The sequence below is a fragment of the Arcobacter sp. 15-2 genome (assembly GCF_047159865.1).
GTDB lineage: Bacteria > Campylobacterota > Campylobacteria > Campylobacterales > Arcobacteraceae > JAIOSF01.
In genome coordinates this window covers 189,315-203,449 of sequence record NZ_AP038804.1, presented here as the reverse complement: position 1 = coordinate 203,449, position 14,135 = coordinate 189,315, and the positions used below count along the sequence as shown (strand labels likewise).

Below are 14,135 nucleotides of genomic sequence, written 5' to 3'. Positions count from 1 at the left end.
ATATCGTCCTATTATTTTATTTAAATATAATAGCTAACACACAATTTGTTTATTATTATTTACTTATATTATTTTATTATTCTGATAAATTTCAACATAATATATAGTTGAAATATTTACTTAAAAGTATGTGTGTTATATATAATTAGAAAGTTCAATCAAATTCATATCGGGATCACGGAGATAGATGGACTGGATTTCTCCATTTGCTCCGGTTCTATTTACGATACCTTCAATGATTTTTATATCTAAACTTTCGATATATTCTTTGGCTTCTTGTATAGGAGTGTTTATGATAAAACACAAATCAGCACTGCCTTCCGTTGCATTTTGGGCTTTTGGTTCGAACTCTTTGCCTAAAAGATGTAGGTTGATTTTTTGATTACCGTATTTTAAAGCTATACGAGACTCTTTAAATATCTCTTTTTTCATCCCTAAAACTTGAGTATAAAAAGTAACTGTAGTATCGATATCTTTTACAGTTAAAACAAGATGGTCTAGTCTATTTATATTTATCATGATATATTCCTAGGTAGTAGAATCAAATATTATATTAGTAAAGAATATTTGATTCTAAAGAAGTTTATTTTTAAAGTGCTCTATCTAGTATCTTTTCTACCACATCTAAAGTAATAGTTTCTCTATCCCCAAATTTAGTAAAACCGTGTTTTTCTAAAAGTGTAGTTACATTTTTCTTTAAATCTTTATCATCTGTATATGATGAAAGTTTTAAATCTACATTTAAAGATTTGTACATATTTTCTATTTTTACGATGATATCTTCTGGATTTTTAGTTTCTGTATGAAATACATTTTTTCCCATTTGCAGAAGTTTATCTTCTTTTTCATCTATTAGTTCTCTTAAAAGATGAGGTTGAATAACAGCTAAAGTTCTTGCATGATCCATACCATATAATCCACTTAGTTCGTGTCCTATAAAATGTGTACCCCAATCTTGTGGTACTCCTGAACCAATAAGTCCATTTAGTGCTTGGTTTGCCATCCAAAAAAGATTTGCGTACCATTTGTCATCTCGTTTATCAAAAGTACTTGCAAGTGCAGACAGACCTCTTAAAAGTCCTTCTGCATAATAATCTTGGGCTTTTAAGCCATGATTACTTGTGAGGTATTGTTCACAAGTATGTACAAATGCATCAATTACACCATTTGCTAATTGTCTATCATCTAAACTTTTAAGAACATCAGGGTCTAGTACTGCAAACTGTGGATATGAAAAAGGGGAATGAAAAAATCTTTTCTCTTTTGTCTCTTTTTTTGTGATAACAGCCCCAGTATTTGACTCACTACCAGTAGCTGCTAAAGTTAAAACAACTCCCAATGGTAAAGCTTTTGTAGGTGTAGATGAACCATCTAAAAGATCCCAACCATCACCATCATGAAAAAAAGAGTTTATGATGTATTTTGAACCATCAACAACACTTCCTCCACCTACAGCTAGTACATAAGTAACATCATTTTCTTGACCAAATGCTACAGCTTTATCTAGAGTTTCTTTTGTAGGATTGGCTTCAACCCCTCCAAATTCACACCAACTATGTTCTTTTAGGGCATCTTTTACTTGATCATACACGCCATTTTTTTTGATACTTCCACCACCATATACTACAAGTACTTTATGTTCTTTTGATATAAAAGTTGAAAGTTCTGCTATTTTGCCTTGACCAAATTCGATTTGAGTTGGATTTTTATATGAAAACTCCATCTATAACTCCTCTTTTTCTAATTTACTTATATCTAATGCTTCAAGTTTATCTTCTGTTTTTTTTACAAATGCTAAAAAATGTTCTTTTTTCATATGATTTTCTAAACACTTTTCATTTTCCCAAGTTTCAACAAAAGTAAAACTATTGTTGTCTTCCAGGTCTTTATGTAAATCGTATTGGATACACCCTTCATCGTGAAGATGCGTTTTTTTATGTAAATCTACAAGTAGAGGATAAATCTCACTTGTAAACTCTTCTTTAATTTTGATTTTTGCTACTATAATGATTTGTGCCAATGTTAGTTCCTTTTAATTTTTTATAAAATTTTGTTTTAAAGTATTCTCAAATATTGATAATTCATTTTCAAGATTTAAGTCACCTTTATAAACATCATGTACGACATAAGTTTCAGCAGGCTCAGCACCACAGAATTGGAATATCTTGTGAACTGCAAAATTAGCTTCATCTAATGAAAGTCCTTCAAAAAAACCATCTTTATTACTAAACTCAGAAGCAGGGCAATTATATGTAATTGATAACATATATTGTGTACCAGTCATAAGACCACCACTTCCATATTTTTTACTTGTATCATCTCTACTTCTTCCATCGTTCACATAGAGTTGCCCTTGACTTGGTGTAAATACATCATCAATATATTTTTTTGCCATCCAAGGAAGACTCATCCAGTAAACTGGAAATTGAAATAAAATGATATCTGCCCAGAGTAGTTTTTCTATCTCTTCGTCTACTGTATATGTTTCTTCTACATTAGTATGCTTTACATTAAAGCTATTTTTAGTAAAAAAATCTGTAGCTTTGTTTATGTAATCTTTTGTTAAGTTTCCATCTGCGAAACCTTCATATTTTTGATGCCCATTGATGATAAGTATATTTTTCATCTCTTACCCGTTATTTGATAAACTCAACAACTTCATCAAAAGGAAGTCTTTGTTGTGTACTTTGTTCATTGATTCTATATCCAAAAGGAAGTACCATAGCAAGTTGATTTTGAGTAGTGTCAAGTCCTAAAATCTCCTCTACTTTTTCTTTTTCAAACCCTTCAATAGGACAAGAATCAATACCAATATATGCAGCAGCAGTCATCATGTTTCCTGCTGCTATATATGCTTGTTTCGATGTCCAGTGGTGAACATTTTCATCACTACTTAATTCTTTTGTTAAATGTGTTGCATAAAGATTTAGATAAAAATCTAATTTTTCTTGAGGCATTTCTCTTCTTTTGAATCTTTTTTCAGGTAATCCACTTTCTGGTTTTACACTATTTATATTTGTCAGAAGAATCACTAAATGTGAACAAGATGTAAGTTGAACTTGATCCCAACAAGCAGGTCGAAGTTTTGCTTTTAGTTCTTCATTTGTAATAACTAAAAATTTCCATGCTTCCATCCCAAAAGATGAAGGAGATTTTCTTCCTGCTTCAAGTATAAACTTCATATCAGTATCAGATATTTTTTTTGTGTCATCAAATATTTTGCACGCGTGTCTAAAGTCCATTGCTTTTGTAAAATTATTTTCCATTGTTGAGTTCCTAATATTTTATTTTAAGAATTCTAGCAATAGAGAACTTAAAATATCCTTACGATACTTTAGGAATGTAATGAAGTAAAATATCCTAAAGAATAAATAGTGTACAATGTCAAAATAAGAGGTAAATATGTATATAGTAAATGAAAAAGAGTTTGTTTGTCCTGTTGCAGTAACAAATGATATTTTTAATGATAAATGGAAACTAGCAATAGTTTGGCATTTGTTAGATGGGGATAAAAGATATAAAGAGTTACATGAGGAGGTGTATGAGATTACACAAAAAACACTCACTGTAAAACTCAAAGAGTTAGAACAAAAACAACTGATCAAAAGAGAAGTATTTGCAGAAGTTCCACCGAAAGTTGTTTATTCTTTAACTTCTATAGGTGAAGAACTCAGAGATGTTTTAAATGCTATGCATGCTTGGGGAATATTTTATGCGAAATCTTGTGGGACTATAGTTGAAGATACTGCTTGTAAAAATAAAGTGATAGGAAACTAAATGCAGAATATTGTTACTACGATAGATTTAGGTTCAAACTCATTTAGAGTTTTAAAGTTTGATTGTAAAAATAACAAATCACTTTGTGAGTTTGATATCACAGTAGGAACAGCAGATGGACTTTCAAAAACAGGTGAAATATCACAAGAAGCACTCAACAGAGTTATTGTTGCTATAAAACAAAGTATAGAAATCGTAAACTATGATCCAACCAAAGCAATAGCCGTAACAACACAAGCGTTACGATCAGCTAATAATGCAACAAAAATATTAGAAACTATACAAAAAGAAACAGGTGTAAGTTTTGAAATAATTGATGGTAAAAAAGAGGGTGAACTTACTCTTCTTTCTATGCAAAATGCACTTAAACGAGAAAAGTTAAATGATGACGATTTTGTTTTATTAGATATAGGTGGAGGTTCTACTGAACTTATTATTTATCAAGATCAAAAAAGTCATATAAAAAGTTTCCCTTTCGGAATAGTAACATTGACTCAAACAACAAACCAACAAAATGATTTAAAACTTTTAGAAAAAGAAGTAGAATCTTTTTTGAAAAATTGTAATATGGATGTATCAGATGCAATCTTTGTAAGTACAGCAGGAACTCCTACAATAATAGCAGCACTCAAACATGGTCTGAATAACTCACAATATGATAAAAACATAGTAAATGGTACAACACTTACTGTAACTGAAATAACACAAATACAAAACAAACTCAATAGTATGGAAAAAGATGAACTTATAAGACAAGTTGGTACAGGTAGAGAAGATTTTATCAACACAGGTATGCTAATATATGCACTTTTTTTTAAAATGCTTCAAAAAGATATATCAATAGTATTTGATGATGGATTAAGAGAAGGTGTTGCATTAAATGCGTGTAGAGTAAGGTGTGTAAAATAACTACTTTTACAAAGTAATTATTTTACACTATGACTGATTATTTAAAAATATCAGCCATTTGGTTTTGATACCATCCCACAGCGTATTCTGCTTCTTGCATTCTATAACCTTCATCAGCTCCCATAGGACTAAGCCCACCAGAACCTTCAATTTTCACGATTTTATCTTCATGTGCTTCATAAACAGCAGCTACAGTAATACCGTAACTAGGTGAAAGTAAACTATAACAAGTATTTGCTAGTTTTGGAGGGTTGATTATAGGCATTTTTGCTAATAATCTAGCTACTTGCATCGCTGCTACTTTTGCTTGTGAGTTTGCAGAAAAACCAGATTTTGGCATTTTTGTTGCAATTGCTGCATCACCTATAACATGAACATCTTTCACTAGTCTTGACTCAAATGTTTTTGTATTGATAGGACACCAGTCACCTTTTGTAAGTCCAGAATCAAATGCTAATTTTCCGGCTTTTTGATTTGGGATATAGTTTAGTACATCTGCTTTTACATCACCTTCTTCTGTAGTAAGTATTCTATTTTTAGGATCTACTTTAGTTACTTTACCACCAAATTCAGCACTTCTCCACTCAATCATATCTTCATAGAGGTTTTCCCAACCCTCTGTAAATAATCCTTGTTTAGAAAATTTATTTTTTTGGTCTAATATAACAATTTTTGATTTTGGTTTATTATTTTTTAAATAATGTGCAACTAAAGAAACTCTTTCATAAGGTCCAGGAGGACATCTAAAAGGATTTTCAGGAGCAACCATTACATAAGTACCACCATCTTTCATATCTTCAAGTTGTTTTCTTAAAAGTGAAGTTTGAGCTCCTGCTTTATATGCATGAGGTGAGTGTAGTTCTGAACCTTCTACATACCCTTTGTCATACTTGAAATCTATCCCTGGAGATACAATAGCTTTATGATATGCAATAACTTCACCATTTTCTAAAATAACACTATTTATACTTCCATCAACTTTTTTTACTTTTTCATGTAGTACTTTTATGTTGTATTTACTTTCTAAAGTTTTGTAGTCATGTCTGATATAGTCTATATCATTTATACCTGCAATTACAGTGTTTCCAAATGGACAAGTGTAGTACTCTTCATTTTGCTCTATTAATACAACTTCAGTATCAGGGCTAAACTTTTTTAGGTATTTAGCAGCTGTAGCTCCACCAAAACCACCACCAACAATAACAACTCTTTTTTTATTTTTTGGTAATGTTCCTGACATATTTGTAAGACTACTACAAGCTGCCATTGAAAGTGCAAAAGAGCTTACCACTAATTTATTAAAATTTCTTCTATTTAACATAATAATATCCCCTTATCTTTTTACTTTAGAAAAGTAATATGAAACTTGTTCTAACTCTTCATCAGAAAAACCTTTAACATGCTTTTGCATCATTGTTCCAGTTTGTCTTCCATATTTAAAATCTAGTAAAATTTTGTTCATACTAGTTTTTCCCATCCCTGCTAAAGTAGGTGTAATACCATTTGATTTACCATCTGTACCATGACATGAAGCACATGACAATGATAACATTTCAGCTTTTACAGGATCATAATCAGCGGCAAAACTAATACCACATAAGCATACTAAAGCTAACGCTATTTTTTTCATTCTATCTCCTTTGGGTGTTTGTTATAAGTATTAAACTTTGCATTTATTTATAAGATAAACAAATACTAGATATTCATAATAATTATGAAAGATATATTATTAATAATTATAATTCTTAGTGTACAATTTTAGACTTATAAGTCAAGACTATTTTAAATTTTTAAAAAGAAATAGAAATCAAAGTACTAAAAAGTTTCTATATGATACATACAGTTACAGAGATGTTTGTACTATAAGTAATAGTGAAATCATAAATAAAAGTACTTTAATAATTTGTTTATAAAGTGATGCATTGAGATATGATTTTATTTTGATACCAAGGTATAATGCAATAGCAACAACTATAAGTAACATAAAAGAATTTTGTATCTCTTGTATGGTAAATATAGAAGCAAAACTAAAAAGTATGATTTGAATTATTTTACCAAATAAGAAACAAATATTTGAGGCTTGAATAATCTCAGATTTTGTAAACTTAGATTCTATAGTATAAATAACTAAAACAGGTGCCATAGCATTTGTAAGTCCAGATAAAATACCAGCCCCAAATCCAAATACAAAACGGGAAAGTTGGGGTTTTGTATATATCCAAGTAATCTCATATTTTATAAAATCAATACTTAGGTAGATCAAAATGGCAATGGCTAACAAAAGTTTAAATATATCAGAATTATTATAAATAAGTATTTGTGTCCCTATAGCACTTCCTATCATAGCAATGATTGCTAGTAAATAGAACCGTTTAATTGCTTGAAAAAAATTACCTTCACTTACAATACTAATGATATTAACAAGTAAAGTGGGAATCAGTGTATATATAATAGCGGTTTGCATATCTGTCATGAGTGCAATAAGTGGAGTGGCTATCATAGGAAAGCCAAAACCAATACTTCCATGTATAAGAGAAGCTATAAAAATTATCAAAGCAAGAAGAATTAAAAATTCAGATTCCATTTTTTTTGAGCCCTTTTTTTAAATTAAGTTATAAATCAAATAGTATCATGCCATTGTACTAAACTTAATCTATATCCTGATTTTATAGTAAGTACTTCATGACTAAAGTAAGGGTTACTAGGAAATACTATCATATCTCCAGTTTTGGGTTTAAATTTGATTTGATTGTTGTCTTTATCATATAGATAATTAAATACAAGTTCACCTCCACTAAAGCTATATTCACTTGTACTTTGATCATCACAAGTTGTTGTAAATAAAACAGTAGTAAGTTTTCTTCTCGGAGCTACTACTGTAAAGCCAACGGTGTTTTTATTTGTATCAATAAGTTCACTAGAATCATCGGCATGTTTAACATAAAAAAACCCTTTTTTGTATTGGAGCATTTGTACTTTTGTACTATAGGTAATGGGTGTATTAAAATACTCTTCTATCATAGGTTGAAAATGTAAAAATTGTTTGTTGTATATATTTTTAAATTCATCATTCCATTTAAGAATATTGGTTTTTCTAAAAGTTTGGTTTACTTTAGGAACTATGACACCTTTTGTACTGTTTACTTTTACCTTAGCTATTTTGACTCTATCATTTTCTTTGGACTTATCTACTATCTCTTTACAAAGATTAGAAGAGAAAAAATCATTTATGATAAGATAAGGAAAATCTTTATATTGGTTGGGTAAAAGAGGATTGCTTATATTTATAGTATTGAATAGTTCATCGCAATAAATATGATTGCTTAATTGAATTTTATTATTGGTCATTTTTACTCACTTGTATAAATAGATAGAGATCGATTATAGGCTATAAGTTCATCTAAATAGCTTAAAAAATTATTATCTCCTAAAATTATAGTTATACATTGTGATTTATTATTTATAAATGTGATATGATGCGTACTAAAACAATACTAGGATATACAATTTGAGACTACTAATATTTGCAACAATTTTTTTAAGTGTATTTGCACTTTTAAACTTATATATCGTAAAAAGATTTATCAATAAGCTTGATATCAACGAAAGATATAAAAAATATTTTAAGCTTTTTTTACTGATAAATTTTATAGGAGTACTTGGATATATGTATGCACGATATAATCCAGACATTCCAAACTGGCTATTTTTAATGTTGTCTTTACCTATGGGAATAGTATTTTTGATATTTAGTACAGCTGTTATTTATGATATTACAAATCTACTTGTTAGTAAAGCTCCTATGAAAAAAGAAAGAAGAAAGTTTTTTAAACAAGGTCTTGATTATTTTTCCATAGCAGTTGCAGCTGGTATTAGTGGCAAAGCAATGTATGAAGCAAAATTTATAGAACTTGAAGAGATAGATATCAAAATAAAAAATTTAAAAAAAAGCTATTCAATAGTTCAGCTAAGTGATGTTCATATAGGAGGACTGATTGACCAAAAATTTATACAAGATATTGTAAAAAGGGTAAATGTGCTTAGTCCTGATATTGTTGTTATCACAGGTGATTTAGTTGATATTGCTTTAAAGTATGCAACACCAGCATTAAATGAGCTAAAAAACTTACAAACAAAATATGGTATCTATTTTATAGTTGGAAATCATGAATATATACATGGCATAGATGAAATCATAACTACTATAAATAGCTTAGGAATAAAAACACTTGAAAATGAAAATGTGTATATAGGCGAGGAAAATAATGGTTTTAATCTAGCAGGAGTATATGATGTAGCAGGATATAGAGCAAATCACCACATACCAGACATAGAGAAAGCATTGCAAAACACAAATAGCAATTCACCTACTGTATTATTAGCTCATCAACCAAGATATATAGAAGAGGTAAAAGAAGATGTGGATTTAGTTCTAAGTGGACATACTCATGGAGGACAACTCTATCCATTTAGAGTATTGGTAAAACTAGTGCAACCATACTTGGCAGGTTTATACCAACACAATAAAAATACTCAAATATATGTAAATAAAGGTACAGGTTTTTGGGGACCGCCTATGAGGTTGGGTGCTAGTAGTGAGATAACATATATAACTTTATCATAAAAATGATATTCTATACAAAAAGAAAAAAGGAAAAATATGCCAATTATAAATGTAAAAATGACACATGAAGATGGTGGAGCAACAAAAGAACAGAAAGAACAATTAGCCAAAGACTTAACAGCTGCTTTTGTTAATATTTTTGGAAGAGGTGAAAAAACATGTGTAGTAACAATTGATGAGGTATCTACAGATAACTATGCAATAGGTGGAGAAACAATCACAAATTTGAGAGAAAAATAAAAATTATTTTAATTATGTAATCATAATGTAACCCATATTTTATAATATATAGATAAATTATTATAAGGGTTTCATTTTGGGATACTTCAAAACTGTTAAATCAAAACTAAATATTATATCTTTTCTGACCATTTCTGGTTTTTCTATTTTAATACTATTGATACTTTATTATACAAATACTCAAAAAACATATAATACTGTGATTGCTAATTTAAACAATCTCCAAGTATCAATTAATGCTTTAAAAAATATATCCATACAAAAAAACAATGACATAGAGTATGTAAAAAATTATAACTATACACAAAGTATTTATACAAAACTTTACAAACAAGCTAAGGATATTAACTTAGATGTAAATATTTTAAAGGACTTCAATACTCAACTTGTAATCTCAAATAAATCATACAATACTGTTTTGGATAAGCAAAAAGAGATAAATACAAATTTAGCCAGTATGAATGAAGCAAAACAAAAGATAAATGCAATCTTTTTAAAAGTATATGATTATAAGCTTTTACAATATATGATGAGGTTGGAATTGTTTGAAAAAAACTTTTTACTCTATAAAGAGATAGACCTAAAAAAGTTTGGACGAATACATTTTAAAATGAGAAGATCAGTAAGAGGATCTGAACACTTTACTACAAATAAACCGATGCAAAAAAAGATCAATGAAGCATTGATTGAATATAAAAAGATGTTGACACTAGTGGTTAAAAATCAAATGTTTATTGATACACTTCATAAAGAACTCAATAAAAACTTCTCTAAAACAGATCACTTATTGGATACTTTAAATAAAATAATCAAAAATGATGTACACAATAAAAGCAGATCACTTCTATATAGTATACTATTTGTTGCATTTTGTATTGTCACTATTCAATTTTTGATCATCACATTTTTTTCAAAACAAATTGTTAAAAATATTAAAATAGTTCAAAGTGGATTGCAAAGTTTTTTCGATGTAATTAACTATAAGTCAAATCATGCTGAAGAGTTAAATATCAAGACTAAAGATGAGTTTTATGATATAGCACAAGAGATAAATATAAATATATTAAAAAGTGTTAAACTAATAAATCATAATAAAGAAGTGCTAGAAGAAGCAAATGATATTTTACAAAAAGTGGCAAATGGTTTTTATGGATATAAAATTCCACACCATAATAATGTTTCTCCAGATGTTAAAGATTTGATTATCAATATAAACAAAATGCTCGATGAAACAAAACATAAGTTTGATATTTTAAATAAAGCACTCGAAGCGTATGGTGAATACAATTTCGAGTATACAGTACCCAAAAAAAGTGAAACAGGTTTATATGGTGATTTTGGAACACTTGTAGCTAGTACAAAACTTATAGGAAATAATGTATCAGAATTTTTAGCAATGATTTTAAACACAGGAGATAAACTCAATATTGATACTACAACATTAAGTAAAAGTTCTATTGATTTGTCAAATGCTTCCAATTCTCAAGCAGTTTCATTGGAAGAAACATCAGCATCATTGGATCAAATAACTCAAAATATACAAACCAATACTCAAAATGTAAATAAAATGTCTAATTATGCAAAAGAACTCTCTTTGTCTGCTGATGAAGGTAAAATATTATCAAACAAAACAGCCGAATCAATGGATGATATAAATGTTCAAGTCACAGCTATAAATGAAGCAACTTCGATAATTGATAGGATCGCATTTCAAACAAATATTTTAAGTTTAAATGCAGCCGTTGAAGCAGCAACAGCAGGTGAAGCTGGAAAAGGTTTTGCTGTCGTTGCACAAGAGGTTAGAAATTTAGCAGCAAGGTCAAAAGAAGCAGCTCAAGAGATTAAAACTCTTGTTCAAAAAGCAACGCAAAAAACAGAACAAGGGAAAAAAATAGCACAAGAGATGAGTAGTGGTTACGAAATTTTAAATCATCATGTATCAAATACTATAGAGATCATTGATAATGTTTCAAGTGCAAGTTTAGAGCAACAAAGAAGTATTGAACAAATAAATACAGCGATTGGAAACCTAGACCAAAATACACAAATCAATGCACAAAATGCACAGTATATTTCTGATTTGTCTGCATCTATTTCTCATCTTTCTCAAGAACTCATCAATGCATCATCAAATGCAAAGTTTAAGAAAATCTATAGAGAACAAGTGTGTGATATTGAGCTAGTTTATAAAACAGCAGAACTCAAAAATGCACATATAAAGTTTAAGATGAATAACTATGAAAAAGTTGGTACTTATGAAAAATGGAATGTTTCAGATGAAACCTCGTGCACAATGGGAAAATGGATGAGGGAAGTAGAATCACAGCATTTAAGATACACAAAAAGTAAAGAGTGGGCTGAGTTAAAAGTGATTCATGAAAATGTACATAAATGTGTTCAAAGATATGTAGATGAAAATTCAAAACGAGCTTCAAATACAAAGTTAAGAGAAATTGCAGCAAATGTAGAGAGCTATACACTTTCATTATTTGATAAGCTTAATGAAATTAAGATAATAAATTGTAAGGCTTTGAATTAAGTTTTGGTGTAGTAAACTCATCAAAAATTTTAAAGGCAATTTATGAAAAGAATTACAATAGAAGAAGCTCAAAATGAGATGGTACCTTTTTTACAAAATATACAGTCAGTTTTACTCTCAACAGTAGATGCTGATGCGGAACCATTTGTTTCATACTCACCGTATGTAGAGGATGAAGAGGGCAATTTTTATGTGTTTATTAGTACCGCAGTAAAACACTCACATAATATAAATGCGACTAGAAAAGCTCATATCATGTTTTTAGAAGATGAAAGTGTAACAGAACATATCTATGCAAGAAGACGAATGTACTTCAAAGCAAAAGCAGAAGCATTTGACGAAAATGATGAAAGAGAAGAAAAAATACACAATCTTTTCAAAGAAAGATTTGGTGAAAAAGTGTCGTTTTTTTCTATGATGAAAGACTCACGATTTTATAAACTTACACCTTCTGAGGGTAATTTTGTTTTAGGTTTTGGTGGAGCTTTTAAGATATCTGATGATAGAAAAACTTTATCTTTAAATGATCAAGGACATTCAAAGTCTCATGCGGAGGGACTAAAAAAAGGTCAAAAATAATAGTTTTATTTTAATTAATTGAGTCTAAAAAATCTCTTTATTTTTAAAATACCTAGTTTCATACCACTATAACGCATAAGATGTGCTAATCTTTTCCATTGTTTTTTTTCATAACATGGATTTGGGCATTTTCTACATCGAGGTTTTATCTCATGTGGACAGCCCTGAAGTCTCTCTATGGAATACTTTATAAGTTCACTACACTCATCACACAACTCTAGTTCTACTTGATAGTTTTGACTTTTATAGTCAATACTTTTTATATTTTTGTGTTGGTGAGTATGTTTATCTTTACAGTAAACAGTAAAAAACTTTTTAAGAGTTTCTACTTCACTTATAAACTTTTCGTTTGTCATTTTAAACTACTTTAATCACTTGTGGTATATTTTTAAATATATTTTCAACTCGCTCTTGCCATAAAGTGCCAAAAAGTTTTTTCTCTTCTGGAGTTGCTATATTTTGCATTATTTTTTGCATAAGTGTACCTACTTGTGGATTTTGTTCTATGCTAGATGGATTGTAAATTAGTTCAACTGTTTTACCAGTATCGAGTCTTTGGAGTTTGATACTTGAAGATATTTCAGCATTAAACTGCATAAGATCATGTCGTACAAAGTTTCCATTTAAACCTTTGAATCCTAAAGATTCAGTAGCCCCTGTAATATGACTCAATACATTTGCAATCACTCCAGCTACACCCTCACTAGAATCTTCACTAAATGATACAAAAATTTCACCTCTTACAGGTGTATCGTTTTCATACAAAGCTTTTATACCCTCTAATGCTAACAAATATGCCCCAGCTACTGTAGGACAACTATGTCCTGCATTTTTCACTACATCTAAGTAGCTAAATTCTATTAAACCATTTTCAAATGTCCCTAAAAGATTTGAAAGAGGGTCTTGTAGTTTTATCGTTTCTATTGTATTAAAAAATTTTGGATAGTTCATATTATTTTCCTTGTGTGCAATTTGTTGGTTTCTCCATTGGGAAAAACCAGTCTTTGATTATGAGTAAACTAGATATAAAAGCTAAAATATTCATGATATTATTGTTGTTTAAATCTAAATATAAATAACTTATAGGTAGATAGATAACTATAGGATACTTTACAAAATAAAAGAAAAATATTAAAGTACCGTATATTTTATTCAAATTAGTTTCCGCTTAGTTTTTGTTTTACTTCATCTGTAGCCATAGTGATATTCCATGCTGGCTCCCATACTACTTCTACTTCTATATTTTGAACCTGTTCACACTCTCTCATCACTGCTTCTTCTACCCACTGCACAATCATCTGATGTAGTGGACACGCTTTTGTAGAAAGTGTCATGATGATTTTTGCGTTGTAGTTTTCATCACACATTGCATCATAAATAAGTCCCATCTCTACAAGGTTGAATCCTACTTCTGGATCGTTTACTGTTGAAACTGCTTTAAATAATTCTTCTTTTGTTACCATTTTT

The 14,135-nt window shown here is 29.4% G+C and carries 18 protein-coding genes; 6 read left to right on the top strand and 12 right to left on the bottom strand.

The window, feature by feature from the left end; translation table 11 throughout:
* Window positions 1-135: 135 nt before the first annotated feature.
* From ACMCMH_RS01040 to ACMCMH_RS01020, 5 genes are all read right to left on the bottom strand, one after another.
* Window positions 136-519 carry a VOC family protein gene (locus tag ACMCMH_RS01040; RefSeq protein WP_412726219.1) on the bottom strand — a complete coding sequence of 128 codons (384 nt, stop codon included), beginning with the start codon at window positions 517-519 and terminating at the stop codon, window positions 136-138.
* Window positions 520-589: 70 nt separating this feature from the next.
* Window positions 590-1,723: an iron-containing alcohol dehydrogenase gene (locus ACMCMH_RS01035; protein ID WP_412726217.1), complete on the bottom strand. Its 1,134-nt coding sequence runs from the start codon at window positions 1,721-1,723 to the stop codon at window positions 590-592.
* On the bottom strand, window positions 1,724-2,020 hold the full coding sequence (locus ACMCMH_RS01030) for a putative quinol monooxygenase (RefSeq protein ID WP_412726215.1): 297 nt from the start codon (window positions 2,018-2,020) through the stop codon (window positions 1,724-1,726). It lies immediately after the preceding gene.
* A 12-nt stretch (window positions 2,021-2,032) separates the two neighbouring features.
* The gene (locus ACMCMH_RS01025; protein ID WP_412726213.1) at window positions 2,033-2,626 is read right to left on the bottom strand and encodes an NAD(P)H-dependent oxidoreductase; all 594 of its coding nucleotides are present in this window, start codon (window positions 2,624-2,626) and stop codon (window positions 2,033-2,035) included.
* A 10-nt stretch (window positions 2,627-2,636) separates the two neighbouring features.
* Window positions 2,637-3,266: an NAD(P)H-dependent oxidoreductase gene (locus ACMCMH_RS01020; RefSeq protein ID WP_412726211.1), complete on the bottom strand. Its 630-nt coding sequence runs from the start codon at window positions 3,264-3,266 to the stop codon at window positions 2,637-2,639.
* 136 nt (window positions 3,267-3,402) lie between these two features.
* On the opposite strand from ACMCMH_RS01020, the gene ACMCMH_RS01015 reads away from it, so the two are divergent.
* Both ACMCMH_RS01015 and ACMCMH_RS01010 read left to right on the top strand, forming a co-directional pair.
* Window positions 3,403-3,777: a winged helix-turn-helix transcriptional regulator gene (locus ACMCMH_RS01015; protein WP_412726209.1), complete on the top strand. Its 375-nt coding sequence runs from the start codon at window positions 3,403-3,405 to the stop codon at window positions 3,775-3,777.
* Window positions 3,778-4,686 carry an exopolyphosphatase gene (locus ACMCMH_RS01010; protein ID WP_412726207.1) on the top strand — a complete coding sequence of 303 codons (909 nt, stop codon included), beginning with the start codon at window positions 3,778-3,780 and terminating at the stop codon, window positions 4,684-4,686.
* A gap of 37 nt (window positions 4,687-4,723) precedes the next feature.
* Here the strand turns inward: ACMCMH_RS01010 and ACMCMH_RS01005 are convergent, their stop codons facing one another.
* The 4 genes from ACMCMH_RS01005 to ACMCMH_RS00990 form a co-directional block, all read right to left on the bottom strand.
* Complete coding sequence (locus ACMCMH_RS01005) at window positions 4,724-6,007, bottom strand: FCSD flavin-binding domain-containing protein (RefSeq protein ID WP_412726205.1); 1,284 nt, start codon at window positions 6,005-6,007, stop codon at window positions 4,724-4,726.
* 12 nt (window positions 6,008-6,019) lie between these two features.
* The gene (locus tag ACMCMH_RS01000) at window positions 6,020-6,316 is read right to left on the bottom strand and encodes a c-type cytochrome (RefSeq protein WP_412726203.1); all 297 of its coding nucleotides are present in this window, start codon (window positions 6,314-6,316) and stop codon (window positions 6,020-6,022) included.
* Between the two features lie 213 nt (window positions 6,317-6,529).
* Window positions 6,530-7,270: a sulfite exporter TauE/SafE family protein gene (locus tag ACMCMH_RS00995; RefSeq protein WP_412726201.1), complete on the bottom strand. Its 741-nt coding sequence runs from the start codon at window positions 7,268-7,270 to the stop codon at window positions 6,530-6,532.
* 35 nt (window positions 7,271-7,305) lie between these two features.
* Window positions 7,306-8,034 carry a 2OG-Fe(II) oxygenase gene (locus ACMCMH_RS00990; RefSeq protein ID WP_412726199.1) on the bottom strand — a complete coding sequence of 243 codons (729 nt, stop codon included), beginning with the start codon at window positions 8,032-8,034 and terminating at the stop codon, window positions 7,306-7,308.
* Window positions 8,035-8,194: 160 nt separating this feature from the next.
* On the opposite strand from ACMCMH_RS00990, the gene ACMCMH_RS00985 reads away from it, so the two are divergent.
* From ACMCMH_RS00985 to ACMCMH_RS00970, 4 genes are all read left to right on the top strand, one after another.
* Window positions 8,195-9,310, top strand: coding sequence for a metallophosphoesterase (locus ACMCMH_RS00985; protein WP_412726197.1), 1,116 nt, complete (start codon window positions 8,195-8,197; stop codon window positions 9,308-9,310).
* A 36-nt stretch (window positions 9,311-9,346) separates the two neighbouring features.
* Window positions 9,347-9,550: a tautomerase family protein gene (locus tag ACMCMH_RS00980; RefSeq protein WP_412726195.1), complete on the top strand. Its 204-nt coding sequence runs from the start codon at window positions 9,347-9,349 to the stop codon at window positions 9,548-9,550.
* Between the two features lie 76 nt (window positions 9,551-9,626).
* Window positions 9,627-12,089 (top strand): methyl-accepting chemotaxis protein, encoded by a 2,463-nt coding sequence (locus tag ACMCMH_RS00975; protein WP_412726193.1) that lies wholly within the window; start codon window positions 9,627-9,629, stop codon window positions 12,087-12,089.
* A gap of 42 nt (window positions 12,090-12,131) precedes the next feature.
* Window positions 12,132-12,668, top strand: a complete 537-nt coding sequence (locus tag ACMCMH_RS00970) for a HugZ family protein (RefSeq protein ID WP_412726191.1) — start codon at window positions 12,132-12,134, stop codon at window positions 12,666-12,668.
* Between the two features lie 14 nt (window positions 12,669-12,682).
* Here the strand turns inward: ACMCMH_RS00970 and ACMCMH_RS00965 are convergent, their stop codons facing one another.
* The 3 genes from ACMCMH_RS00965 to ACMCMH_RS00955 all read right to left on the bottom strand — a co-directional run bounded on the left by ACMCMH_RS00965 (window position 12,683) and on the right by ACMCMH_RS00955 (window position 14,131).
* Window positions 12,683-13,024, bottom strand: coding sequence for a nitrous oxide-stimulated promoter family protein (locus tag ACMCMH_RS00965; protein WP_412726189.1), 342 nt, complete (start codon window positions 13,022-13,024; stop codon window positions 12,683-12,685).
* Between the two features lies 1 nt (window position 13,025).
* Window positions 13,026-13,619 (bottom strand): FmdE family protein, encoded by a 594-nt coding sequence (locus ACMCMH_RS00960; protein WP_412726187.1) that lies wholly within the window; start codon window positions 13,617-13,619, stop codon window positions 13,026-13,028.
* Between the two features lie 206 nt (window positions 13,620-13,825).
* Window positions 13,826-14,131: a metal-sulfur cluster assembly factor gene (locus ACMCMH_RS00955; RefSeq protein ID WP_412726185.1), complete on the bottom strand. Its 306-nt coding sequence runs from the start codon at window positions 14,129-14,131 to the stop codon at window positions 13,826-13,828.
* Window positions 14,132-14,135 lie beyond the last annotated feature (4 nt).